Origin of the sequence: Pacificimonas pallii (assembly GCF_019204005.1) — a bacterium.
Lineage (GTDB): Bacteria > Pseudomonadota > Alphaproteobacteria > Sphingomonadales > Sphingomonadaceae > Pacificimonas > Pacificimonas pallii.
Window position 1 is genome coordinate 16,164 of record NZ_JAGSPA010000002.1, and the last position, 23,882, is coordinate 40,045.

General features: G+C 62.4%; 22 protein-coding genes. 13 read left to right on the forward strand and 9 right to left on the reverse strand.

Translation table 11 applies throughout. The annotated features are described in order from the left end of the window. The first annotated feature begins 328 nt into the window (after positions 1–328). The 4 genes from KCG44_RS05145 (at position 329) to KCG44_RS05160 (ending at position 7,584) form a co-directional block, all read left to right on the forward strand. Positions 329–3,244, forward strand: a complete 2,916-nt coding sequence (locus KCG44_RS05145; protein ID WP_369411928.1) for a TonB-dependent receptor domain-containing protein — start codon at positions 329–331, stop codon at positions 3,242–3,244. A gap of 16 nt (positions 3,245–3,260) precedes the next feature. Beyond that, positions 3,261–4,781: an MFS transporter gene (locus tag KCG44_RS05150; RefSeq protein ID WP_218444714.1), complete on the forward strand. Its 1,521-nt coding sequence runs from the start codon at positions 3,261–3,263 to the stop codon at positions 4,779–4,781. Positions 4,782–4,786: 5 nt separating this feature from the next. Then, on the forward strand, positions 4,787–6,067 hold the full coding sequence (locus KCG44_RS05155) for an acyl-CoA dehydrogenase family protein (protein WP_218444715.1): 1,281 nt from the start codon (positions 4,787–4,789) through the stop codon (positions 6,065–6,067). A 74-nt stretch (positions 6,068–6,141) separates the two neighbouring features. Then, the gene (locus KCG44_RS05160; RefSeq protein WP_218444716.1) at positions 6,142–7,584 is read left to right on the forward strand and encodes an MATE family efflux transporter; all 1,443 of its coding nucleotides are present in this window, start codon (positions 6,142–6,144) and stop codon (positions 7,582–7,584) included. Between the two features lie 9 nt (positions 7,585–7,593). Here the strand turns inward: KCG44_RS05160 and KCG44_RS05165 are convergent, their stop codons facing one another. Then, positions 7,594–9,303 carry a SulP family inorganic anion transporter gene (locus KCG44_RS05165; RefSeq protein WP_218444718.1) on the reverse strand — a complete coding sequence of 570 codons (1,710 nt, stop codon included), beginning with the start codon at positions 9,301–9,303 and terminating at the stop codon, positions 7,594–7,596. A 134-nt stretch (positions 9,304–9,437) separates the two neighbouring features. Here KCG44_RS05165 and KCG44_RS05170 point away from each other — a divergent pair, with 134 nt between their 5' ends. Then, complete coding sequence (locus KCG44_RS05170; RefSeq protein ID WP_218444720.1) at positions 9,438–10,226, forward strand: hypothetical protein; 789 nt, start codon at positions 9,438–9,440, stop codon at positions 10,224–10,226. A 67-nt stretch (positions 10,227–10,293) separates the two neighbouring features. Here the strand turns inward: KCG44_RS05170 and KCG44_RS05175 are convergent, their stop codons facing one another. Both KCG44_RS05175 and KCG44_RS05180 read right to left on the reverse strand, forming a co-directional pair. Then, a complete protein-coding gene (locus KCG44_RS05175) occupies positions 10,294–11,391 on the reverse strand; it encodes a DUF2855 family protein (RefSeq protein ID WP_218444721.1) in 1,098 nt (365 codons plus the stop codon). 222 nt (positions 11,392–11,613) lie between these two features. Then, positions 11,614–12,399 carry a PEP-CTERM sorting domain-containing protein gene (locus KCG44_RS05180; protein ID WP_218444722.1) on the reverse strand — a complete coding sequence of 262 codons (786 nt, stop codon included), beginning with the start codon at positions 12,397–12,399 and terminating at the stop codon, positions 11,614–11,616. A gap of 656 nt (positions 12,400–13,055) precedes the next feature. On the opposite strand from KCG44_RS05180, the gene KCG44_RS05185 reads away from it, so the two are divergent. After that, positions 13,056–13,931 carry a hypothetical protein gene (locus KCG44_RS05185; protein WP_218444724.1) on the forward strand — a complete coding sequence of 292 codons (876 nt, stop codon included), beginning with the start codon at positions 13,056–13,058 and terminating at the stop codon, positions 13,929–13,931. Between the two features lie 220 nt (positions 13,932–14,151). Here KCG44_RS05185 and uvrB read toward each other — a convergent pair whose 3' ends face one another. Then, positions 14,152–16,356: an excinuclease ABC subunit UvrB gene (gene uvrB / locus KCG44_RS05190; RefSeq protein ID WP_218444725.1), complete on the reverse strand. Its 2,205-nt coding sequence runs from the start codon at positions 16,354–16,356 to the stop codon at positions 14,152–14,154. A gap of 197 nt (positions 16,357–16,553) precedes the next feature. Here uvrB and KCG44_RS14355 point away from each other — a divergent pair, with 197 nt between their 5' ends. The 3 genes from KCG44_RS14355 (at position 16,554) to KCG44_RS14520 (ending at position 18,358) form a co-directional block, all read left to right on the forward strand. After that, positions 16,554–17,213: a PEP-CTERM sorting domain-containing protein gene (locus KCG44_RS14355; protein WP_255536365.1), complete on the forward strand. Its 660-nt coding sequence runs from the start codon at positions 16,554–16,556 to the stop codon at positions 17,211–17,213. 271 nt (positions 17,214–17,484) lie between these two features. After that, positions 17,485–17,943, forward strand: a complete 459-nt coding sequence (locus KCG44_RS05200) for a DUF3617 domain-containing protein (protein ID WP_218444726.1) — start codon at positions 17,485–17,487, stop codon at positions 17,941–17,943. A 7-nt stretch (positions 17,944–17,950) separates the two neighbouring features. Then, a complete protein-coding gene (locus KCG44_RS14520) occupies positions 17,951–18,358 on the forward strand; it encodes an ACT domain-containing protein (protein ID WP_218444727.1) in 408 nt (135 codons plus the stop codon). Positions 18,359–18,376: 18 nt separating this feature from the next. Here KCG44_RS14520 and KCG44_RS05210 read toward each other — a convergent pair whose 3' ends face one another. Then, positions 18,377–18,829, reverse strand: coding sequence for a thermonuclease family protein (locus tag KCG44_RS05210; protein ID WP_255536366.1), 453 nt, complete (start codon positions 18,827–18,829; stop codon positions 18,377–18,379). Positions 18,830–19,117: 288 nt separating this feature from the next. Between KCG44_RS05210 and gltX the strand changes: the two genes are divergently transcribed. Together gltX and KCG44_RS05220 are read left to right on the forward strand one after the other, a co-directional pair. After that, positions 19,118–20,452, forward strand: a complete 1,335-nt coding sequence (gene gltX, locus KCG44_RS05215) for a glutamate--tRNA ligase (RefSeq protein ID WP_218444729.1) — start codon at positions 19,118–19,120, stop codon at positions 20,450–20,452. Between the two features lie 191 nt (positions 20,453–20,643). After that, entirely contained in the window at positions 20,644–21,309 is a 666-nt protein-coding gene (locus KCG44_RS05220; protein WP_218444731.1) for an energy transducer TonB, read from the forward strand. Between the two features lie 23 nt (positions 21,310–21,332). Here the strand turns inward: KCG44_RS05220 and KCG44_RS05225 are convergent, their stop codons facing one another. Further along, positions 21,333–21,491 (reverse strand): hypothetical protein, encoded by a 159-nt coding sequence (locus KCG44_RS05225; RefSeq protein WP_218444733.1) that lies wholly within the window; start codon positions 21,489–21,491, stop codon positions 21,333–21,335. Between the two features lie 158 nt (positions 21,492–21,649). Here KCG44_RS05225 and KCG44_RS05230 point away from each other — a divergent pair, with 158 nt between their 5' ends. Then, entirely contained in the window at positions 21,650–21,859 is a 210-nt protein-coding gene (locus tag KCG44_RS05230; protein ID WP_218444735.1) for a hypothetical protein, read from the forward strand. On the opposite strand, the gene KCG44_RS05235 is transcribed toward KCG44_RS05230, so the two are convergent. Beyond that, entirely contained in the window at positions 21,819–22,466 is a 648-nt protein-coding gene (locus KCG44_RS05235) for a TetR family transcriptional regulator (protein ID WP_218444737.1), read from the reverse strand. The two genes, KCG44_RS05230 and KCG44_RS05235, sit on opposite strands and share 41 nt — an antisense overlap. A gap of 28 nt (positions 22,467–22,494) precedes the next feature. On the opposite strand from KCG44_RS05235, the gene KCG44_RS05240 reads away from it, so the two are divergent. Next, positions 22,495–22,902, forward strand: coding sequence for an acyl-CoA thioesterase (locus tag KCG44_RS05240; RefSeq protein WP_218444739.1), 408 nt, complete (start codon positions 22,495–22,497; stop codon positions 22,900–22,902). Between the two features lie 7 nt (positions 22,903–22,909). Here the strand turns inward: KCG44_RS05240 and KCG44_RS05245 are convergent, their stop codons facing one another. Then, positions 22,910–23,215, reverse strand: coding sequence for a hypothetical protein (locus KCG44_RS05245; RefSeq protein ID WP_218444741.1), 306 nt, complete (start codon positions 23,213–23,215; stop codon positions 22,910–22,912). A gap of 78 nt (positions 23,216–23,293) precedes the next feature. Further along, positions 23,294–23,878: a YqaA family protein gene (locus KCG44_RS05250; RefSeq protein WP_255536367.1), complete on the reverse strand. Its 585-nt coding sequence runs from the start codon at positions 23,876–23,878 to the stop codon at positions 23,294–23,296. Between the last annotated feature and the right edge of the window lie 4 nt (positions 23,879–23,882).

Below are 23,882 nucleotides of genomic sequence, written 5' to 3' on the forward strand. Positions count from 1 at the left end.
GCCGCGCGAACCGCCGATCACCGGGACGGTCTTTCCGGCGACAGAAAACATATCTGAAAAATCGGTCATCAGTGTCTCCGGAATGCGTTGCAGCAATGCCACACTATGACAGGGAAGTGTCCGCGGCCCCCCTCTGAAAAGTCCTATGCGGCCAGTTCCGGCAGTTGACGCCCGCCGACAATATAGTGAACGTCGAGAGGATGCGGCCGCAGAGCCGTTTGATCTGGGAAGGTTGTTTATGAAATCCGCACTTCTAAGCCGTTGCGCCGGTTGCGCTATTTTCTCACTTACAACAGTTGGTGCCGCAACCGCGAGCTTTGCGCAGGTCGTGCCTGACCAGGCCGGAGCCGAAGACGATACCGATCTGATCGTCGTCACCGGTTCCTTCATTCGCGGTACGCCCGAAGACGCCGCGCTGCCGGTGGACCTGTTCAGCTCGGAGGATCTGTCGAAAAGCGGTACGACCTCGCCGTTGGAATTCATCAAGGACCTGCCGTCCGTGGGTCCGGTGCTTGGCGACTCGAATCAATTTTCCACCGCGGCACAGGGCTTTCAGGGCAATGGTTCGATCAACCTTCGCGCGCTGGGCCCGGAACGCACATTGGTGCTGTTCAACGGTCGGCGCACCGTTCAGGCCCCGGGCGACGGGTTTACCGACACGCAGCTTGTCCCGCTCTTCGCGCTCGACCGTATCGAGATTCTGAAAGACGGCGCGGCCGCCACTTATGGCTCCGACGCGATCGCGGGCGTGGCGAATTTCATCACCAAACGGGATTTCGACGGCCTGGAAATCACCGGCGATTACGAATTCATCGACGGGTCTGACGGCAACTGGACAACGAGCGTGCTTGCCGGCGGCAATTTCGGCGATGCGAACCTTATGGTCGGCGTCGGCTGGCAGCACCGGTCGGAACTGGCGACGACGGAACGCGATTTCGTGCTGCGGCCCTATGAGGTCAATCCCACCGGGTTTTCGACGCTGGGCAATCCCGGCACCTATCTTGCGAAACTGGGGGATGTCTCCAACGGCGCGGGCGGCACAACACTTGGGCTGGCGCAGGATGGTTCGGCCCTTGGCACGTGCGAGGCGACGGGCGGCTTCCAGGGCTCGGCTTCGGGTCTGCCTGCCTGCCGGTTTACCTATGTCCCCTTCGACAATCTGATCGAGGAGGAGGATCGGTATCAGGCATATGCGCAGCTGGATGTCGATCTTAGCGACAGCCTCAACGTCTTCGTCAGCGGTCTCTATGCGCGAACCGATCTTGAAAGCCTGGCCTATTCACCGAGTTTCCCAACGACGCAGGGGCCCACCGGCTCGGGCAACACGCAGCGCTTTTTCATCCCCGATACCAATCCCGGATATGCGGCGTTCGTCGCGCAATCGGGTCTGACGGGCGGGCCAGGCGATCCCTTCACCGCAGGCACGCCGGCCAACGTGTTTGGCAGCTATGCGAGCGCCCTGTTCTTCCGCCCGATCGGTGCGGGCGGCAATCCGCGTGACCCGCGCGGGTCCGGTCGCGGGTCCGCCAAGAACGAGGCGTTCCGCTTCTCGACCGGTCTGGAAAAGGAATTTTCGGACACGCTGCGGGCGCAGTTATACGGCACCTGGTGGCGGTCAGAACGTGAAGCGTTCGCGCCCGGCATCGTCGGCTCGCGCCTGCAAAATGCCCTGGAAGGGTTTGGCGGCCCGGGCTGCGACCGGACAACCGGCACTGCCGGCCAGGGCGCCTGCCAGTTCTTCAATCCGTTCATCAACAATGCGGCGTCAAATCCCGCGCTGGGTCTGGTCAATCCGTCATTCGTTCCCGGCAATGAGAACGACCCCGACCTCGTTTCCTATCTGCAGGTGCCGAACGGCACGTTCCAGGTCGAGGAACAGGTGGTCGCCGACTTTATCCTGTCCGGTGAAACAGGACTTGATCTGGGCGGTGGTGCCGTGGCGTTCGCCGTCGGCGCGCAATATCGTCAGAGCGACTTTTCCACTCGGCCCCTGGTCGAGGAAAGCAACGCCCTTGTGAACCCCTGTTTCCAGGAGGGTGACAGAAGCTGTGTGGGGACGCCGACGGACGGCGTTGGTCCCTTCGTGTTCCTGGGGATTACCTCGCCGGTGACGCTGGAACAGAGCGTTTACGCGCTGTTTGCCGAGGTCAATGTTCCGATTGGTGAACGTATCGAGCTTTCCGGTGCCGTCCGCTTCGAGGATTATGGCGGCACGGTCGGCTCCACCCTCAATCCGAAGGCGTCATTCCGGATCGAGGCGACCGACTGGCTGACGCTGCGCGGTTCGGCCGGTACGACGTTCCGCGGTCCGCTGGCCAGTCAGGTTTCGCCGAACAAGGTCACGGTGCTTGCGGGCATCATCGCCGCGAACAACAACTTCAAGTCTCAGGACATCTTCGGAAATCCGAACGATCTGCAGCCGGAAACCGCATTCACCTACAATGTCGGCGCCATCATCGGCTATGAAGGCCTGACCTTCTCGGTCGATTATTGGAGCTATGATTTCGAGGACCGCATCACGACGACACCGGTACAGGCCATCGCCAGTGCCGTCGTGCCCGAACCCGGCGGCCTTGCCAATTGTTCCAGCCCCTTCGCCAATCTGATCACCTTTCAGGATGGCTGCGTTCAGGGTGTGACGACCGGCAGTTCCATCGCCCGGGTGCGCACCGACTGGGTCAACGGCCCGGGTGTCAAGACGAGCGGTCTCGATTTCGCGTTGAACTATGATCTGCCGATTGGTGACCAACTGGTCCTGTCGCTTGGCGGCAATGCCTCCTTTGTCCTGGAATATGAGTTCGACGCATTCGAACTGCGCGGCGCCACTGTCGCCGAGGCCTATGACGCCGTCGGTTTCGCGAATTATAACAGGGACCCCGGAACGGTATCCGACTGGCGCGGCAATGCCTATGCGAATGTCAATTATGACATGCTGAACCTTCGCTATGTGTTCAAATATATTGACGGCGTGGATGATAATCGCTGCGCCGATACCGGCCCATGCGTAACGACGCCCGAGGGTATCGAGACCGATTTCGGTCGCCGTGTCTCCAGTTTCACCCAGCATGATCTGCACGCCACGCTGGATCTGGAAGTCGCCGGTACGGATCTGCAATTGCAGGGGTCGATCGAGAATATCTTCGACGAGGATCCCCCGGGCGCCCGCCTTGAACTGAGCTATGACCCATTCATCGGCAATCCCCTTGGACGTACATACCGGCTTGGCGCGAAGGTAAACTTCTAGCAGTGGCGCGCGGTTGATGCGCGAACCTGCACATCTGGCTGGAGGGGCGCTGGACAGGGAAATCCTGTCCGGCGCCCCTTTGTCTTTGGAGACCGGGCCGCGGGCGCGCGTCCCGCTTCGGACGAAGATCGCGTACGGGTTCGGCAGCGCCGCCTACGGCGTCAAGGACAATGGCTTCAAATATTTCCTGCTGCTATTCTACGCGCAGGTCATCGGTCTGGACGCGCGGCTGGTGTCCCTGGCGATCCTGATCGCGCTGATCGCCGACGCGTTTTCCGATCCCATCGTAGGATATTGGTCAGACAATTTCCGCTCGCGCTGGGGCAGGCGGCATCCGTTCATGTATGCCAGCGCCCTGCCGGTGGCCGTGAGCTATTATTTCCTGTGGGTACCGCCGCAGGGGATGAGCCAGACCGGGCTGTTCTGGTACGTCGTGATCCTGTCCATCGTGATCCGCACGCTCATCACCTTCAACGAGACCCCGGGCGCCGCGCTCGCGCCGGAACTTTCCGAGGATTATGACGAGCGCAATGCGCTCCTGTCGTGGCGCTATTATTTCGGCTGGACGGGCGGCAATGCGATTTCGGTCGCGGCGTTCACGCTGATCTTCCCGGCGTTCGTCACCCTGGCCATCACCAACGGCCAGTTCAACCGAGACGCCTACCAGACCTATGGCCTGATTTCCTCGATCCTGATCTTCATCGCCATCATGACCTCCGCGCTCGGGACGCACCGGTATATCGGCAAGCTGAAGGCACCGCCGCCGAAGCGCATGCTGACGATCCGGAAGATTTTCGCGGAGATTTTCGAAACCCTTGCCAGCCGGTCGTTCATGGCGCTGTTCATCGCCGCCCTGCTCGGGTTCATCGCCAGCGGTCTGGCCGCCGGTCTCGCCTTCTATTTCTCGACCTATTATTGGGGCTTCACATCGGCGCAGATCGGTATCCTGGCCCTGTGCGTGTTCATCTCGGCGATCATCGGCTCGGCGCTTGCGCCATTGATTGGCAGGATATGGGGCAAGAAGCGCGGCGCGATTGTCATCGGGCTGGTCGCCTTTACGGGCGCACCGCTGCCGATTTTCCTGCGCCTGATCGACGTGCTGCCCGCCAATGGCACGGATTTCATCTTTTATTTCATCGTGATCGCCAACACGATCGATGTCGGCCTGATCATTTGCTACCAGATTCTGGCGGCATCCATGATCGCCGATCTGGTGGAGGACGCGGAACTGAGGACAGGTCGCCGCTCCGAAGGGCTGTTCTTTGCGGCGAGCACCTTCATGCGCAAATGGGGCGAAGGGCTGGGCATCGTTGCCGCAGGCTTGGTCATTACCAGCGTGGGCCTGGCAACGGGTGCGGCGCAGGGCGACGTGTCCGATGAAACGCTATGGATGCTGGGCGCGGTCTATGTGCCGACCATCCTGACCCTGTGGCTTTCGATGATTGCGGTGATCAGCTTTTACGGGCTTACCCGTTCTGGCCATGAAGATAATCTGCGGCGTTTGAAAGAACGCCCCACCGAAGGACCAGCACAGTGAACGATATGAGCAAACCCCCGGCCCGCAGCGGTTTCGGCCTCGATCCGCGCGACGACCTCAACGATCTGCGGATGTCGGAAAAAGCGCTGCCGCTCCTGGAGAAGGTCAAGAGCTTCATCGCTGAAGTCGTCGAACCGATGAGCGAGGAATTCGAAAGACTGGGCGAGGGCCGGGCGGACCGCTGGAGCTATGCGCCCGGGCAGCTGGAAGCGCTGGAAGGCGCGAAGCAGGAAGCGCGGAAACGCGGGCTGTGGAACTTCTTCCTGCCCGACGCGGATACCGGCGAGGGCCTGTCCAACCTCGATTATGCCTATATCGCGGTCGAGCTTGGCAAGAATGCCCTGGCGTCGGAAAGCATGAACTGTTCCGCCCCCGATACCGGAAATATGGAGGTGCTGGAGCGCGTCGGCACCGAGGCGCAGAAGGAAAAATGGCTGAAGCCGCTGCTTGAAGGGGAAATCCGTTCCGCATTCGCGATGACGGAACCGCATCTGCCCTCGTCGGATGCGAAAAACGTTTCCATGTCGGCGAAGCTGGAAAATGGCGAGTGGGTCATTAACGGCGAAAAATACTATATCTCCGGCGCTGGCGATCCGCGCTGCAAGATCATGATCACGATGGTGAAGACGTCGCCCGATGCGCCGTCGCACCTGCAGCAGTCGCAGATTCTGGTGCCGATGGATACGCCCGGTGTCGAGGTGCTGGGTCCCATGAACGTGTTCGGCAAGGACGACGCACCGCACGGTCACATGCATATCAAGTTCGACAATGTGCGCGTGCCGGAGGAGAATATCCTGATGGGCGAAGGCAAGGGCTTCGAGATTTCGCAGCTGCGCCTCGGCCCGGGCCGCATCCACCACTGCATGCGGGCGATCGGTCAGGCCGAAAAGGCCCTCGACCTGATGGTGAAGCGCGGCATGAGCCGCGAGGCCTTTGGCAAACCCATCGTCCAGCTAGGCAAGAACATGGAAGTCGTCAGCCGCGCGCGCATCGATATCGAGGCGATGCGCCTGATGGTGCTGAAGGCGGCGAAAGCCATGGACGTGCTCGGCAATCGCGAGGCGCGCGTGTGGATTTCCATGGCCAAGGCCATGGTGCCGGAGCGCGTGTGCGAGATTATCGACGAGGCGATCCAGATGCACGGCGCAACCGGTGTTTCGCAGTGGACCCCGCTGGCCGATATGTACACCGGCCAGCGCACGCTTCGTCTGGCGGATGGCCCCGATGAAGTGCACCACATGGTCGTCGGACGCGCCGAAGTGCGCAGTTACGGCAGCAATAGCTGAACCATCGGTCCCAATCTGGACCCCACCCGGCCGGGCATGTGATGTGCCCGGCCGGATGATTTTGAAAGCGGCGCATGATGACAGATGAAGCCGCCCCAAATCGCTATGCGGGCGAGACCGTCAAGCTTGGCCCCGGAGGCGGAAGAGGCGGCCGCGACCTGATCGGCGGTCCGATCATGCGCACGCTGACCCTGTTTGCGATGCCGCTGCTGGTCACGAATATCCTGCACAGCTTCGCCGGCACCTGGAGCGCCGTCTGGGTGAGCCGCGTGCTTGGCCCCGAGGCGCTGATCGCCGTCGTCAATACCAACGTCTTCCTGTTCATGATGATGGGCGCGGTCATGGGCGTCGGAGCGGCGTCGGGCATCACCATCGGGCAGGCGACGGGTATCGGCGACCGGCATATGGTGAAGCGCGTGGTCGGGACCGCGATCAGCTTCGTCATGATCGCCGGGACGGTCATGGCCGCGGCGGGCTGGGTGCTGGCCCCGTGGCTGCTCGACCTGATCGACATGCCGCAGGCGGCGCGCGCGGACGGCATCGTCTTTCTGCGCGTCACATGCCTCGCCATGCCCGGGATCTTCACGTTCCTGTTCATGATGATGATGATCCGCGGGACGGGGGACGCGCGGATTCCGTTCATGTTTTCGCTGGTGTGGATCGGCGGGTCGTTCCTGCTGGTGCCATTATTGCTGAAAGGCGGCCTGGGCATCGCGCCGATGGGCATCGCGGGGGCAGCGGCGGCGAACGTGATTTCAGTGAACGTCGCGCTCGGCGCGCTGGTCGTTTATCTATATGTGACCGACAATATCATCGCGCTGCGCGCGCGGGATTTCCGCTTTTTCCGGATCGATCCGAAGCTGCTGCGGACCCTCCTCTCAAAGGGGGCGCCGATGGGGGCGGAGATGATTATCGTGCAGGGCGCGTATTTCGTGCTGCTGTCCATGGTGAATGGTTACGGCGTGACGGTGGCGGCGGGCTATAGCGCCGCCGCGCAGCTGTGGACCTATGTCCAGATGCCGGCGATGGCGCTGGCAGCGTCGATATCGGCCATGGCGGCGCAGAATATCGGCGCGGGCCGGTGGGACCGCGTGTCGCGGATCGCCCTGCGCGGATCGCTGATCAGCATGACGGCGACCAGCGTGGTCGCGGCGGCGATCTATGCGCTGGGCGATTGGCCGTTGCTGCTGTTCCTGCCGGATGGCGGTGCGTCGTTGGAGGTCGCACGGGATATTAATTACATCGTCCTGTGGGGCTGGATCGTGCTGGCGGTGACAGCGGCGCTGTCCGCCGTCGTACGCGCCAATGCGGCGATGATCCCGCCGACCATCATCTTTGCCGTGACGATGTGGCTGCTGAGGATCCCGTTTGCGAAACTGCTGCAGCCGGTTATGGGCGAAACCGCGATCTGGTGGAGCTTCCCGCTCGGCACGATCAGTTCGGCGCTGCTGGCCTATGGCTATTATCGCTGGGGCAGGTGGCGCGAAAATGCGCTTCTGGTGGAGAAACCGGCCTAGGAACGGCGCCTAGCCCGCATCATCGCCGCACGCCTCCTGCATGCGGCGTACACCCTCTGGCACGTCGGCGTAAATGGCGCAGCGCTCAAGCTCCAAATGACCCGTGAACGCCCGCTGAAGGGACTGGCGCACTTCGGCGAAACCGACGGTCAGGCGCTTCTCTTCCAGATTCTCGATAAGGCGTTCCAGCATCGCCATGCCGCTGGCGTCGATATCGTTCACGCCCTTCATATCGATGAGGAGGCACGACGCCTCCGGATGCCGCGAGAGCAGCGTCAGGAGCTGATCCTCGCAATGGCCGACATTTGCGAAATAGAGCGAACGGTCAAAGCGGATGGCAAGTACCGGCAGAGTATCGACCTCCACCTCGTTGCGGTCGACGGAGCGGAAGCGGCCGTCGCCCTGAACACGCTCGCCAAGGCGCGTGACGCGCGGCAGGCTGGAGAACCACAGGAACGCGGCGATGCCCGAAATCGCACCAACGCCAAGGCCCCATTGCACGCCAAGCCCAAGCGTTGCCGCAAAGGTGACGAAGATGACCATCCCCTCGGTGCGGCTGTGCCGCCATGTCGAGCGGATCTGCGCCGGCTTGATGAGGCCGAAAACGGCGCTGATCACGAGCGCCGCCAACGCTGTCTTTGGCAGGAGCGCGAGGGGCGCGGACAGGAACAGCACCACGAGAAGCACGATCAGGGCGCCGATGCCCGACGCGATCGGCGACCGCGCGCCGCTGTCGTAAACGAGTGCGGAGCGGCTGAAACTGACGCCGGGAGAATAGCCGCCCGAAAGCGCGGACGCGACATTGGCCGCGCCAATGGCAAGCGCCTCCTGACTGGTGTCGAGCGACTGGCGTCGGCGACCGGCAAGCGATTTTGCGACGGCCGTTCCCGGCACGAAGATGACCGCCGCGATGACGGCGCTGGAAGGGAGCAGGCCCAGCCACGCGGTCATGTCGAGCGGCGGCAGGCCGAACGGCGGCAGGCCCGAGGGGGGCTGTGTCACCTTCGGAATGTCGAGCGTCCAGATGGTGGCGGCCGCGGCGCAGATGACGAGCACGACGAACGGAATGGTCGAAACGAGCGTCCTGCGCCAGGGCGGCCTGACGCCGAGCTTCCACAGCAGGGGACGCCCGAAGCGGCTGCCGATGATGAGCGCCAGAAGCGCGCCGCCGCCCACGATGAGCGCCGTGACATCGGTCTGCGGGATCAGCGGCCAGAGGGTCGTCGCCGTCGCCATGATGGTGCCGCCGCGTTCGGCGTCGATGCCCAGAAGCGTCGGCAACTGGCTGGCCGCGATCAGAACGGCGGCGGCGGCGGTAAACCCAAGGAGCGCCGGGTCGCTGATGAAATTGACGAGGCGGCCGAGGCGGAGCGCCCCTATGGCCAGAAGAATCGCGCCGGTTTCCACAGCGAGAATGGCAGCGGCCTCAGCCGGATCGAGCGACGAGCCCGCGACCGCATCGGCAACGAGGAGCGAGGCGAGCGCGACCGGCCCCATGGAAACATAGGGACTGGTGCCGAGGCAGGCATAGATGAGCGGCGGCGCGATCGCGGTATAAAGACCAACCTCGGGAGGCAGGCCCGCAAGCGTTGCATAGGCCATGGCCTGCGGCACGAGGAGGACGGCCAGGATCAGGCCCGCGACGATATCGCTGGTCGCATCCCGGGCGGAATAATCGCCGAGCCAGCGCAGCGGCGGTACAAGGTCACGGAAACTCATCCGCGGCATCCCGCGCGGAAAATGCGGTGAAGTCAAGAAATCATGCTATAAACCCGACATTTATTGTTGCCATGTCCCGGTTTTCCCCGGAAGAACGAGGGGCCGCCGACAGGCCCGCACAAGGGAGTTTATATATGCGTTCCGTCATTCTGCTGAGTTCCACCGCCGCCTTGCTTGCGGCCTGTGCCGTTACGCCCGCGCCTCCCCCCCCGCCGCCGCCGCCGGTCGTTGCCAAGGCCGACCTGGCGCCGCCGGATGCCTATTATTTCAATTATGCCCTGCCCGCGCGCGACGCGTCGGGAACGTTCGCGTCACCGAACATCAACCTGACGGAGCAGGAAGCGATCTTCCACCTGCGCTCCGCGCTGAATGTCGCCGCCCTGTCCTGCCGCAAGATGGAAGGCATGGACATGACGGATAATTACAACACCTATATCCGCAAATACCGCCTGACGTTGGCGAAGGCGAACCGGACGATAGACGCGCGTTATGCCCGCGAAGTCGATGGCGGCAAGCGTGCGCGCGATGCGCACATGACGTCGCTATACAATCATTTCGCGCGGCCCGCGACGCTCGGGACCTTTTGCCCGATGGCGCTGAAACATCTGAATGCCGCGATTGCGCTGCCCGATACGACGGCCGCGATCACGGATTACAGCCAGACGGCCGTCCGCGAGATCGAGGACGTGTTCCAGCAGCATTATGCGAGTATCGAGCAATATCAGATCGCGTACCGGCAGGCGATGCGGGACAATGGCCAGACCCCGCCGCCCATGGCGACGGTGGCGCTGGAGGAGCAGGTCGGATCGCCGGGTGAAACGCTGTCGCCCGATGTCGCTGCCGCGATCGCGAAAGCTGCCGAGGAGGCCGACAGGGATGCCGCGGCGCCGATCGATCCCACGGACGTGCCGCAGCCGAACTAGACTCCATTTTGAAGGTGCGAGAGCCGCACGCCCCTCCCCAGGAGGCGCGTGCGGCTTTTTCGTTTCGCTAAAGCGTGACGATGAGCGAGGTCGCGCCGGTGATGTCGCCCCTCGCCACCCGCTCATAGGCGTCGCGCGCATTGGCGATGCCGCCGATGGTTTCGACATCGGTGTGCGGTCCGGCGAAACCCACAAACTCGGCCCAGGCCGATGCCATGGCGCTGCGGAGGCCACTGGCGCCGAGGCGGCGCTGCTCGCTTTCCATGACGGTCGGCGCGAAGAACATCTTGGCCTCAGGAGGCGGTGCCTCTTCGCCCGATTGTACATCGGTCCAGTGCGTCATGCCCACGGCCATCGAATAGCCGAGACGCGGGCCGAAACGCTCGTGAACGGCGTGGCGAAGCGCGCGATTGCCGGCGAAATCGATATAGGCTGAGGCCTTGTCATCGGCGATCCGGTCAAGCTGATCATAGGCCAGAACGCGGTCATAAATGCCTAGCCCTTCGCAGAATTCCACATTTTGCGGCGAGGTCAGCCCGATGCGTTCAGGAGGTGCCTCTTTTCGCGTGCCATAGCTCCAGGCTGCGCCGATCGCGGTCTTTGATGAGGCGCTGGAGAACATGACCTGCCTGGCGCCGTAGTCGCTGGCACCGAGCATCTGCTGCGCGATCAGCCAGCCTGTGGTGAAGAGCGGCCGGTAAAGCGCGGTCGTGTTTTCCCGGTCGCTGGAAGGCTGTTCGGCGGCGCGGTCATAGCGGTTATAGACCGGCGAAAGACCCTGGCGGTGTTCGCTGGAATCGGAAAAGCCGCGGGCGTCGACATCATCGACATCGACGATGAGTTTTTCACCCAGCGGCCAATAGCCGTAGACCCGCTCACCCTTGGTGACGCCGCTGGCCTTTGACGCGATGCACTCGCCATATCCCCAGACGGGCAGACCGCCATATCCGTCGGGCATGGGGAAAAAGCGCCAATAGCCCATCATGTCACCCGCGGCGGCATAGGTGACGTTATTCGCCGTGAGCGCGACGCGGTCGATTTTGAACAGGGCCTGTCCGCGCGCCAGTGCGGGCGCATCGCCGCCATCGCCGACGGTCGCGGACTTGATATCGGCGCGGTCGATCATCACCCGCTGGCCAAATACCCGTTGCATGGGCTCGTTCATGTTCGCGTCTCCCGGCGGTTCGCTGCGTTGATTCCCTTTGACCATAGTCTGAAAACCTGCCGCAGGGGGAGGCATTTGTCGCCCCATGATTATGAAGCGGTCATTGGCGGCGCGCAGACCCGTTCGCCGCTGCACATATAAAAGCGCGCCCACCCGAAGATGGACGCGCCTTCATGTGATTGCCGGCCGGGCGTCATGCCCGAACCGGGAACGCACAAACCGTTACGCTTTGCGGCGACGCGCGGCGCGCAGGCCCAGCAGGCCAAGGCCGAACAGCGCGAGCGCCGCAGGAGCGGGAACGGGGTCTGGATCGGGATCGACCTGATCCTCGATGAAGCCGATCAGATTGCGGGTCAGGTTCTGTTCCGGTTCCGACGCCGTCGTCTGCATGAAGTTCACGTCGAAGATTGCGGTCAGCGCACCGTCGAGCGCGTTGGACAGGTCACCAACGCCCCACGCCACGCCGGTACCCGCAGTGCCGTCGGCATTGCGGGTAATCCAGTCGCCGGATCCGACTCCGTTAACGCCGCCGGGCGCGCTGAAGCTGACGCTCGTAACGGGAGCGGGGCCGGTGAACGGTGCGATAACCGTCTGGGCGCTGGACGGAACGGTGAAGCCCAGAGCGCCGCCGCCGGCCGCAGCGATCAGCGACAGGACGCTGCTGTTACGTGCTGCAAAATTGCTGTTTTCGCCCATGACAAACATGCCGCCGCCATTTGCAAGATAATTCAGATACTGGGTTTCCTGCGCGCCGGTGATCGCGGTGGCGCTGCTGAAGCGGATGTCCCAGACCTGCGAAAAGCCGCTGAGATCGCCGGGAACCATGTCGAACAGCGTGACGGTGTTGCCCGCAGCCTCGTGCAGGGTCGTCAGCTGCGTCGTAATCGACGCCGTCGTGCCGGATTCGGATGTCTGCGATGCGCCGTTGATGATGGCAATCGGTGCCGCCATGGCCGTTGTCGCGAAGAGCGCAGCCGACGCTGCGATGGAGATGGTGATGAGTTTCATGGACGTGCCCCTTCCTGGATCCAAACGTGTCTCATTCTATGAGATCATCATCGGGTTCCCAGCAAGATCTGGGCCAGAAATAGGAAATTGTTTAAAAACAAATTATTGCAAATATTCCCTCTCCGTTATGGACACAAAAGTGTAAAGAATGCCGACACTTTTTCGTCTTTCGGAAGATGTGCGTTACGGAGCTTACCTGACAGGTAATAAAGATGCTGATGCCCAATAATATTGGCCACGTGACGGGACTGTATATCCATCACGCCGCTAGTTGCACATGCTTCTCATTTCGCGCACGGGTTTCGTTCTGATTGTTTAGCGCCGGACAATCGAAAGAAGCATGATCGTGATTTTTGCGAAAACGCCGCCGCCAAGGAGGATGCGCGCTGCCAGACCCGAGGCCGGTTGCCGTCCTTCGCCAGTCTTCGCCTGACACAGGAAGGGCCGGGTCATGCCCGGCCCTTCCGACGATTTCAGATAGCGCCCCGGTCAGTCGGACGTTGCGGCGGCGCCCTTGGCGTAGAGGCCCTGTTCCTCAAGGCCCTTGATCACATCAACCTCAACCTTGGCATTATACTCAGCGACCGTTTTGGGAGCGACCTTGACAGGCCTCAGGTTGTCGTGAACATCGTACCGCTACCAAAAGGAGTTTTTTAATGAAATTGTTCATTGGTTCGCTAGCAGTGCTATTATCGACCGGCGCGGTCGCTGAAACAATTACGAATGCGGACGTGGTGCAACTGGTTGACTTGAAGATCGGCGACGCTGCGATCGTGGCAAAGATTGAGGCGTCCGAGCCCGATTTTGCTCTGTCCACTGACGATATGATCGCATTGAAAAACGCGAACGTCTCCGGCGAGGTGATCGCTGCTATGCTGCGCGCCGACACGGAGGCCAGGCAACGGCCCGTCGAATTATCTGAAAGTTCTGCCGATCCGTTGGTTCCTCACCGCCAAGGCGTGTATTTACTCGCTGATTGGGAGGCGGAGCCGCGAATGATGCGGATTGACCCCATCACATCGAACCAGACGAAGACAGGCGGTCTGTTTGGTTATGCGCTGACAGCCGGAATTGCATCGTTAAGTGTCAAAGCGGTTATACCCGGAGAAAACTCGCAACATATCGCTCGGCAAGCCCAGCCCAAATTCTATTTCTACTTCGATCAGGCAGTTCCCAACGGGACAAGTCCGTCGCTCTGGACGAGCGCGTTTGGCGGATCGATTATTTCCCCCAATGAATTTTCCTTGGTTCGACTGAAAGAGAAGAAGAAGCGTCGCGAAGCCCGGGTGGGGTCGGTGAACATTGCAGGCGCAAAATCTGGAGTGATGGACAAGGATCAGATTGCGTTTTCCACAGAGGAACTGAGCGCCGGAATATTTATGGTGACTCCGTCAATTCCATTAGAGCCAGGTGAATATGGCTTCGTTTTGTCAAGTTCTGCTGGCGGGGGAAGTGCCCTGACTGGACAGGGCGCGCAAACGTCGCGCGTCTTCGATTTTTCGATATCGGAGGGATCTTACGACCCGCAGTAAACCGGCCCTGAAACCATGAAATTACTTTCGTCTTTGACGTTATTTTGGGGCGCGCGTCACCGATAGGATATCCGTTCTAAGCATGTCGATGAACATGGCAGCGGCGCTACAAGCGCTATGGCGCGCCCTTTGACCGCGCTCAGGGTGGGCGGCGCGTTTAGGCGCTGTGTCTGCGGACGGGTAAGTTGGCGCGCGCCTTGCTGGTGTCCCGGGTGAGTGCCTAGATTCCCATTTTGCGCTTGCGGCTTTTGCCGTAGCGGTCCTTGCGGGTGCCGGGCAGGCCCTCGGTGGCGCGGCCTTTGGGGCGGGTGAGCTGGAGGTCGGCGGGGAGGCCGAGGTCGTCGGCTTCGAGCTGCCGGATTTCGTCGCGGATGCGCCCCGCTTCCTCAAATTCGAGGTCGGCGGCGGCCTTTTGCATCCTGTCCTCAAGCTCCTTGATATACGCCTTGAGGTTGTGACCGGGGCCGGGCGCGTCCGGTTTGCTTTCGCCGGGCATGCCGCGGTCCTTGCCACTGCGGTCGCTGCCCTTGTCGGCCATGGCGACGATGTCGCCAATGGCCTTGCTGATGGTGGCGGGCGTGATGCCGTGTTCCTCATTATACGCGACCTGCTTTGCACGGCGGCGGTCTGTTTCGGTGAGGGCGCGTTCGATGCTGCCCGTGATTGTATCGGCGTAGAGGATCACGCGGCCATCGACGTTGCGCGCGGCGCGCCCGATCGTCTGGATGAGCGAGGTTTCGGAGCGCAGGAAGCCTTCCTTGTCCGCGTCGAGAATGGCGACGAGGCCGGTTTCGGGGATATCGAGGCCCTCGCGCAGGAGGTTGATACCGACGAGGACGTCATAGACGCCGAGGCGCAGGTCGCGGATCAGTTCTATGCGTTCCAGCGTTTCGACGTCGCTGTGCATATAGCGGACCTTGATCCCCGCCTCGTGCAGGAATTCGGTGAGGTCTTCGGACATGCGCTTGGTGAGCGTGGTGACCAGACTGCGATAGCCCTTCGCCGTGGTCTCGCGCAGCTCGCCGATCAGATCGTCGACCTGGCTTTCCACCGGGCGGATCTCGACGGGCGGGTCGATGAGGCCGGTGGGGCGGATCACCTGTTCGGTGAAGACGCCGCTGGTCTGCTCCAGTTCCCATTTCCCCAGCGTGGCGGAAACGAAGGTCGTCTGCGGGCGCATGGCGTCCCATTCCTCGAATTTGAGGGGGCGGTTGTCGATGCAGCTGGGCAGGCGGAAGCCATATTCGGCAAGCGTCAGTTTGCGGCGGAAATCGCCCTTTGACATCGCGCCGATCTGCGGCACGGTCTGGTGGCTCTCGTCGATGAAGAGAAGCGCGTTTTCGGGCAGATATTCAAAGAGCGTGGGCGGCGGTTCGCCGGGCAGGCGGCCGGTGAGGAAGCGGGAGTAATTCTCGATCCCCGCGCAGCTGCCGGTGGCGGCGATCATTTCGAGATCGAAATTCGTGCGCTGTTCGAGGCGCTGCGCTTCCAGGAGCTTGCCCTCGGCCTCGAACTCCTTCAGGCGCTCGGCGAGTTCATGTTTGATGGCGCTGGTCGCCTGTTTCATGGTCGGGCCGGGCGTTACATAATGCGAGTTGGCGTAGACCTTGATCGCGTCCATCCTGGCGCCGCGCTCGCCGGTCAGCGGGTCGAATTCCGCGATCTCCTCGATCTCGTCACCGAAGAAGCTGATGCGCCACGCCATGTCCTCCAGATGGGAGGGGTAGAGTTCCAGCGTGTCGCCGCGCACGCGGAAGCTGCCGCGCACGAAATTCGTATCGTTGCGCTTATATTGGAGAGCGACGAGCTTGCGCATGATTTCACGCAGGTCGGCCGTCTCGCCCTTCTTCAGCTTGCACGTCATTGCGGAATAGGTTTCCACCGACCCGATGCCGTAGATGCAGGAGACCGAGGCGACGATGATGACGTCATCGCGTTCGAGGAGCGAGCGGGTGGCGGAATGGCGCATCCGGTCGATGGCCTCGTTGATCGAGGATTCCTTCTCGATATAGGTGTCGGAACGCGGGACGTAGGCTTCCGGCTGGTAATAATCGTAATAGCTGACGAAATATTCCACCGCGTTGTTCGGGAAGAAGGTCTTGAACTCGCCGTAGAGCTGCGCCGCGAGGATCTTGTTATGGGCGAGGACCAGCGTCGGGCGCTGCGTGCGCTGGATGGTCTGCGCCATGGTGTAGGTCTTGCCCGAGCCGGTGACGCCGAGAAGGACCTGGCTCCGTTCGCCCTCGTTCGCGCCCGCGACGAGTTCCTCGATGGCCGTGGGCTGATCGCCGGCGGGTTCATAATCGCTGATCAGCTCGAATTTGCGGCCGCCCTCCGCCTTTTCCGGGCGCTCGGGACGGTGCGGCGTGAACACCTGCTGGTCATTGGGGTCGGCTGTCGACGTTCGGATCGCGATTTCAGGCATGGGGTCAATATGGAGATGCCCGGGCGCGCGCGCCAGTGCGATCGACCCCTGGCGAAACTGTCGGTATTTTTTACATGTTAACAAAGGTTAAGGTCGCATTAGGCATCCTTGCCCCTCTTTCGCGGCGATAATCCCGGTCTGGCACGGCGATTGAAAGGGAAGGGGCAACTCGCAATCGAAATCAAAGGATGCCCCCCATGAAGACGCTCTCCAAAGTTTCCGCCCTGTCCTTTGTCATCGCGGCTGGCCTGTCCTTTGGCGCCAATGCCGGGATTATCGCCACGGGCGCACCAACGGGTGCCGTGACGCTTGGCAGCCCCGATGACATTCTGGGCGGCACATTTGTTGCCGACGCCGATACGCTCGAGTCGTTCTCGATCTGGGTTTCCGACAATAATGAACAGGGGACGACCGCGTCGTTTTACGGCGTTGTCGCTGAAGTCGACGGCGACGGCTTCCCGACCGCAAATCTGCTTTACACCAGCGCCATTCAGGGCGGCGTGAAGGCCGAAACGGAATTCACCTTCTTCCCGGGGATCACGCTGACGGTGGGCCAGACCTATTTCATCGGCTTCGACCAGGGTTTCTATGCGCCGGACGTGAGCGCAACCGGCACCAGCGCCCTTGACCTGGGGACGGTCGCGGCGAGCGGCGACAATGTGGGCGGCATGGTCGTCGGCCGCTTCAACCGCTCGCCGAGCACGACGTTCGAGCGGTCGAACCGCGACATTGCCGGGACCATCGTGATGACGAATTCCGGCGCGTTGCAACAGGTCCCCGCACCCGGCGCGCTCGCCTTGCTGGGTCTTGGCGTCTTGGGCATGGCCGCCGCCCGCCGCCGCCGGGCCGCCGCCTGAGCACGATATACCGAAATGCCGTAAGGCATCGGGTGTGGGGCGCGTTGGCCCGAGTCCCACATCCGTCATTGTCGACACCGGAACCGGGATGCCGATTGGGGTGTCCCGGTTTTGGTGTTTCCTTTCCAGATGCCCGCATTCCTGCGGCGACGGAGGCGTTGACTGCCGCTGTGGAAAAAATAGGGTGCATAGTGATTTTGATCACGGGTTGGCGCTGAACGATCCGTTATCGAGCCGCGCATGGCAGTGAATCACTTTTGGGAGAGACGTTTTGAAATTCGCGATTTACACGCTTCTGATTGCCGCAGCCGCGACCGGCGCCCAGGCCATCACACCGGGGAAATGGTCGACGACCGGCAAGACCGTCGATTTTCAGATGCAGATGCCGCCGGGTGTCCCCGCCAGCGTCGTGGACATGATCAAGAGCCGGATGGCGGGGCAGTCCTATTCCTCATCCCAGTGCATCACGCGCGACGACATCGACAAAGCGCCCGAGAAAATGTTCAGCGAGTCCAACGGGCAGTGCAAATATGACCGTTTTGACATGTCGGGCGGAAAACTCGACGCCGTGGCGAGCTGCAAGATGCAGGGGGTGCGCATGCGTATGGAAATGACGGGTACGCATACAGACACGACATTCCAGACCCGTATGAAGATGACCGGCGATGGCGACATGGGGCCAATGACGATCATTTCCGAGGGTTCGGGGACGCGGACGGGCGATTGCTAGTCCGCGCGTGACCGGCGAAACCGATCTCCGTACGCTGCTGCGGACGATGTCGGCGGTGCTGGCAGATGGGCTGTATGTTTTTGCCAGTGTCACCGCTGTCACCGCCAATGCCGTTCCCGCAGATATTTCCGTGCGGATGCGGCTTGAGGAAGCAGAAGGCGTTACGCTCATTCTGTTGAAGGATGATGCGAAGGCGGCCGGGCTGGCTTTTGAGTTTCCGTGCCGGATGATCACGCTGAACGTGCATTCTTCGCTGGCGGCGGTGGGCTTTCTGGCGCGGATCACCACGGCGCTGGCAAAAGCGGGCATAGGTGTGAACCCTGTGTCGGGCTTTCACCATGATCATCTGTTCGTGCCCGATGGGCGGGAACGGGATGCGATGGCGGTGCTGGCGCAGGTGAGTGCGGGCAAATAGCCGCCGCCCTTGCCCCTCCTACCGCCGGTCGAACTTTTTCCATCTGAGGGCATGGCCGCCGTCGATCATGGCGGCGTTCAGTTCCAGGCCGTCCTCGCGCCAGCACCAGGCAACGACGCGGCCATAGCTGGTGCCGGTCTTTTCGCAGGTCAGGCGCTGGTGGAGCGCGAGTGCCCGCAGGGCGTCGCGGGCGGACGCGCCCGAAGCGTCCGGGCAGGGGTGGCCGGGCATGCAGGTCTCATCGAGTTCACGCGCAGCCACCGCCGCGAGGCGGATCTTCGTACCATCGGTGCAGTAGATGGGGCCGTCGCCGTCGTGGACGCCGGTGACCTGGCAGATGAACCGGTTTGGGGGCGCGGCGGCGGCGATATCGCCGAGACACCTTTGCGGCAGGCCAAGCACGATCAGCGCGAAGGTAATGAGCGCGAGCGGCAAGGCCGTCCCGATCGCGAAAGCACGAGTGGTCATCATTGGAATGTGATCACCGCTCGTCTAGGAAATCACCCATGTTTACATCCGATTTCGACCGATCCGCGCGGGCGGATACGCAATGCGGCACATGATTTCGTTTTGGGGAGGCGCGCGGGCACTGCGGAAGGCGCGGCACAGGGAAATCACCGAAATGGACATGATCACGACGCAGGCCCTCGCCAGGCCGACCGCGGCGGCGTATGGCTGGTGCGTGACATGCGGTGACGAGATCGCCGAACAGCGCCTTTGCCTGGACCCTGCGATGACCCCCACTACCGGATGCGCCACATGAACGAGATCGTGACCCGCTTTGCGCCGAGCCCCACGGGGCGGCTGCACGTCGGCAATATTCGTGCGGCGCTGATCAACTGGCTGTTCGCGCGGAATGGCGGGGGGCGGTTCCTGCTGCGGCTGGACGATACCGACGCGGAGCGCTCGCGCGCGGAATATGCCGATGCCATCGTCGACGATCTGGCATGGCTGGGACTGAGCCCGGACGGAACGGTGAAACAGTCCGAGCGCACCGCGCTGTATGACGCGTCGTTCCGGAAGCTGCGTGATGCCGGGCGGATCTATCCCGCCTATGAAACGGCGGACGAACTCGACCTGAAGCGCAAGGTACAGGCCGCGCGCGGCCTGCCGCCGGTCTATGACCGCGCGGCGCTGAAACTGTCCGACGCAGAGCGCGCGCGGCTGGAGGCGGAAGGGGTGAGGCCGCACTGGCGGTTCCGGCTGGACATGGACGGTCCGGTATCGTGGCACGATCTGGTGCGCGGCGAGGCGCATATCGATCCGGCATCGCTGAGCGACCCGGTCGTGCGGCGCGCGGACGGCAGCTGGCTATACATGCTGCCGAGCGTCATCGACGATATTGATATGGGCGTAACGCATGTGGTGCGCGGCGAGGATCATGTGACGAATTCCGGTGTGCAGCTCCAGATGTTCGCCGCGCTGGGCGCGAAGGCACCGGAATTTGCGCATGTCAGCCTGCTGACGGGCGCGGAGGGTGACAAGCTGTCGAAGCGGGCGGGCGCATTGGGGCTGGATGCGCTGCGCGAGATGGGTGTCGAGCCTGTCAGCATTGCGGCGCTGCTGGCGCGGATCGGGACGTCGCAGCCGGTCGAGCCTGTCGCCGGTCTTTCCGAACTGGCGGCGGAATTTTCCTTCGCTCAGTTCGGGCGGGCCCCCGCGCGGTTCGATCCCGCGGACCTGTTGCCGCTAAATGCGAAGATATTGCATGCGGCGGACCATGCGCGCGTCGCGGACCGCCTGCCGCCGGACATGGACGAGGCGGCGTGGCATGTGATCCGGCCGAACGTGCAGACTATCGGCGATGTCAAAGCGCTGTGGCAGATCGTGACAGGGCCGGTGGCAAGCACTGCCGCCGCCGAAGACGCGGCATATCTGGCGGAAGCCGCCTCCGCGCTGGCTGAACTGCCATGGGGCGACGATATCTGGCCGCGCTGGACGGCAGCGCTGAAGGCCGCGACCGGACGTAAGGGGCGGGCGCTGTTCCTGCCGCTGCGGCAGGCGCTGACGGGCGAGGATCATGGCCCGGAAATGGCGGGCCTGGTGCGGCTGATTGGGCGCGAAGAGGTGCTGGCGCGCCTTGAGGCGGCATGACGGCGCGGTGCCCGGACGGCGCGGCCACATCTGGCAGAGTACTGATCTTGAAGAGATAAATCCTGTCATGCTCCGCTGAAAAGAGCTGGACATGCGTGAGCGTTTCGACACCGTAACTTGACAAATGGGAGTGATGTAATACCGTAACAACACGCTCCGTGGGAGGATTGGAGTGCGAGGAGGAGGGTGAAATGTCTTATATTGAAACAGGAAATCCAAGGCGCAGCCCGGCGGCCATTCTGGTCACCGGCGGCGCACATGTCGTGATCGGCTGGATGGCCCTGACGCTGGCGGGCGTCGTACCGGGCCCGGTCACATCGCTGCCACCGATCGTCCTGAAGCCGAACATCGAGGAACCGAAGAAAACGCCGCCGCCGCCGGAGCCCGACGTGAATTATGTGGACGTCCCCCCTCAGCTGGCGCCGCCGGACATCGATGTGCAGGTTCCGCTGCAACCCGACGCTCCGCTGATTTTCGATCCGGAAATCCCAGCCCTGCCCCGGCTGGAACCAGGACGCGGGGGTGAGGGGACGGTTGCGGTCGAGCCGCCTCCGCGCGAACCGGTGCTGACCAAAGGCCGCCTGAACGAGCGATATGCGCGGGATTTCCAGCCGCCCTATCCGACGAGTGCAAAGCGGGCGGGTCATGAGGGCGTCGTCGCGGTGACTGTGCAGGTCGGCACGGACGGGCGCGTCGCATCCGCCAGCATCGCGCAGTCCAGCGGACATCAGGCGCTGGACCGGGCCGCGCTGAAACAGGCGCGACAGCGCTGGCGCTTCGTACCGGCAACGCGCGACGGCGTGGCGATCGAAAGCACATTGACGATCTCCGTAAGGTTCGAGATCGAAAACGCGTAAATCCGCGCCCAGGATTGGCGGGCCTAGGTCTTGCGGCGATTTTGTATGAGTGTGGCGAGAATGGCGAGGATGATCCCGACGCCGAGGCCGGACAGGAAGCCGATGGACGGCTGACCCTGGAATATGCCGATCACCGCGCCGATGATCACGGCGAACGCCAAAAGAATTCCCGCTGCACTCATATGAATTCACCTGTCACAATTGTACCAAAACGGGACGCTGCGAGCATATTTTCGAACCGCCGCCGCAACCACTGCACGGCTCGCCCCTGAGTGCGACATAATGGCATAGTCATTGCATGAAAGCCTGCAGGGCCAGGTTTCTGTAGTGGGGAGTAGCCATGCACATCCAGTCGGTTAGCGATCGACACTCGTTCAACGAGGCCGCGATGTTGGTTGAACGGTTCGGCGATGAGGCTGTGCTGGAAGCGGCGACCATCGCCGATGCACATTTGAATGCCGGGGACACGCCGAACTTTGCGCGCTGGCGCCAGGTTGAGCAGGCGATTCTCATGCTTCAGCTGGTAGACGTCGTCGGCGAGGTGCACTGACCTGCCGGGCGCCCATGCGCTCCAGCCGCAGGAGCGCGCCAAGTGTCATCGCGACCTGCGCCCGCACTTCGCCATCATCAATGCCAAGTTCCGTTTCGATGGACTGCGCCAGCAGCGCATGTCCAAGCGCCGGTAGCATCACGGCGAGCGTGACCCGCGCGGAGTCGATCTTTCGGCGCCCCGGGACTTCGCCGGTCAGAACCTCGACAAGGTCAGCCACCGCCGCGTGAAACTGTGCCAGATCGGCAGGCTTTCCCGATAGCTGAACCCATGCGATCAGGCGTGTGGCCCCGCCGGGTCCGAAAGCATCGAACACTGTGTCGACGATTTCGCGCGGTGTGGTGCGCTTTTCGCGCAATTCCGCGGCAAGATGTTCGACGATGCCGGTAAGCTCGCGGGTCATGGTGCCGATCAGCGCGCGGTGCAGGCCGCCCACCGATCCGAAATGATGCGTGATGTTGCCATGCGTCATCCCAAGCGCCCTTGCGACCGCCTTCAGCGTGACCGCCTGCGGGCCCTCTGCAATAAGAAGTTCACGCGCGGCCGCTATGGCATCGGCGCGCACGGCCTCGGGCGGGCGGCGGCTTTTACGAATCTTTATTGGCATCGGTGACAATTAGTTTAAGATGAGCGACATGACGGCAGCCAGAATCGATCATCCCCTCAACATCAGTTCTTCCCATATTGACCATATGGGGCACGTGAATAATGCCGTCTACCTGTCATGGGTTCAGGAAGCGGTCGTGTCGCACTGGGAAACCTTCGCGCCGGCGTCGGCGCAGGCGGCTTATCTGTGGGTCGCGCTGAAGCACGAAATCACCTATCGCAAGGCCGCCTTTCTGGAAGACAGCCTGGTCGCGAGTGTCGCGCTGGAGCGGGTGAAGGGCGTGCGCGCCTTTTACCGGACGATCATTCACCGCGGCGAAGAGGTGCTTGCCGAAGTTGACAGCATCTGGTGCTCCGTCGACGCGCAATCCCACAGGCCCGTTCGCGTCGCGCGCGAAATCGTCGGCCGGTTTCTGGGCGGTGCGGACCCGAAATAGCGGGCCGTTATACCGCGCGGGGCGCGTGTGCGGCCCGGGTCGCCGCATCATTTTCGACAACCACATTCGCGGCCATATCGATGTCATCCGACGCGGCATTAGGGCGGACGTCCCGCGCCGGGGCCGTTTCGCCGCGCAGATGCCGATAGAGGGCGAGGCCGCCCATCACGGCAAGGCCGCCAAAGGCAGCGCCGCGAAAGCGCCGTGAGGCGAGGCCAAGGCCGATCGCCGCACCCACCGGACCGCCCACGCGGGCCCCTACGGCGTCCGCCGCCTTCTTGCCAATTGCTGCCCCGATAAATCTGCCGATCATGACGTCCTGCTTTCGCTGATGTGAATCTCTGACCGAACAACCGTCCGGGCTGCATTCCGGTTCCTGCCGCCGGACCAGCTAAATGAGGTATTTTGCCGCGACGAAACCGCCGATGAATAAAATGCCGATCAGCGTGGTGATGAGGCCGAAATGCCGGTCGAGCAATGCCTTCATCGGTTCGCCGAAATAGCGCAGCAGACCGGCCAGCAGGAAAAAGCGCAGACCGCGCCCGATGACGCTGATCGCCAGCATGGTCCAGAGCGAGAAGCCTGTCGCGCCGCTGGCGATGGTGAAAATCTTGAAGGGGACGGGCGATACGGCGGCAAGAAAGACGATGCTGATGGCCTGGGAGTTGAATGTCTCGGCGAGAGAGGCGAACTGTTCTTCTGCGCCGTAGGTACTGAGCAGCCACGTGCCGACCGTATCGAACAGACTTGCACCAATGACCCAGCCAAGCGCGGCGCCGAGGACGGAGGTAATGGTCGTGATCGCGGCGAAGCGGAATGCCTTCAGCGGCCGTGCCAGCGCCATGGGGGCAAGAAGTACATCGGGCGGGATCGGGAAGAAGCTGGATTCCATGAACGAAATCAGGGCGAGCCATCGCTCCGCCAGCGGATGTGCCGCTTTTGCGAGTGTCCAGTGATATAGGCGTTTCAGCATCATGTGC

Coding starts and splice junctions, on each gene's coding strand:
- KCG44_RS05150 (WP_218444714.1), top strand. CDS start 3,261: ATGCGCGAACCTGCACATCTGGCTGGAGGGGCGCTGGACAGGGAAATC.
- KCG44_RS05155 (WP_218444715.1), top strand. CDS start 4,787: ATGAGCAAACCCCCGGCCCGCAGCGGTTTCGGCCTCGATCCGCGCGAC.
- KCG44_RS05160 (WP_218444716.1), top strand. CDS start 6,142: ATGATGACAGATGAAGCCGCCCCAAATCGCTATGCGGGCGAGACCGTC.
- KCG44_RS05165 (WP_218444718.1), bottom strand. CDS start 9,303: ATGAGTTTCCGTGACCTTGTACCGCCGCTGCGCTGGCTCGGCGATTAT.
- KCG44_RS05170 (WP_218444720.1), top strand. CDS start 9,438: ATGCGTTCCGTCATTCTGCTGAGTTCCACCGCCGCCTTGCTTGCGGCC.
- KCG44_RS05175 (WP_218444721.1), bottom strand. CDS start 11,391: ATGAACGAGCCCATGCAACGGGTATTTGGCCAGCGGGTGATGATCGAC.
- KCG44_RS05180 (WP_218444722.1), bottom strand. CDS start 12,399: ATGAAACTCATCACCATCTCCATCGCAGCGTCGGCTGCGCTCTTCGCG.
- KCG44_RS05185 (WP_218444724.1), top strand. CDS start 13,056: ATGAAATTGTTCATTGGTTCGCTAGCAGTGCTATTATCGACCGGCGCG.
- uvrB (WP_218444725.1), bottom strand. CDS start 16,356: ATGCCTGAAATCGCGATCCGAACGTCGACAGCCGACCCCAATGACCAG.
- KCG44_RS14355 (WP_255536365.1), top strand. CDS start 16,554: ATGAAGACGCTCTCCAAAGTTTCCGCCCTGTCCTTTGTCATCGCGGCT.
- KCG44_RS05210 (WP_255536366.1), bottom strand. CDS start 18,829: ATGATGACCACTCGTGCTTTCGCGATCGGGACGGCCTTGCCGCTCGCG.
- gltX (WP_218444729.1), top strand. CDS start 19,118: ATGAACGAGATCGTGACCCGCTTTGCGCCGAGCCCCACGGGGCGGCTG.
- KCG44_RS05220 (WP_218444731.1), top strand. CDS start 20,644: ATGTCTTATATTGAAACAGGAAATCCAAGGCGCAGCCCGGCGGCCATT.
- KCG44_RS05225 (WP_218444733.1), bottom strand. CDS start 21,491: ATGAGTGCAGCGGGAATTCTTTTGGCGTTCGCCGTGATCATCGGCGCG.
- KCG44_RS05230 (WP_218444735.1), top strand. CDS start 21,650: ATGCACATCCAGTCGGTTAGCGATCGACACTCGTTCAACGAGGCCGCG.
- KCG44_RS05235 (WP_218444737.1), bottom strand. CDS start 22,466: ATGCCAATAAAGATTCGTAAAAGCCGCCGCCCGCCCGAGGCCGTGCGC.
- KCG44_RS05240 (WP_218444739.1), top strand. CDS start 22,495: ATGACGGCAGCCAGAATCGATCATCCCCTCAACATCAGTTCTTCCCAT.
- KCG44_RS05245 (WP_218444741.1), bottom strand. CDS start 23,215: ATGATCGGCAGATTTATCGGGGCAGCAATTGGCAAGAAGGCGGCGGAC.
- KCG44_RS05250 (WP_255536367.1), bottom strand. CDS start 23,878: ATGATGCTGAAACGCCTATATCACTGGACACTCGCAAAAGCGGCACAT.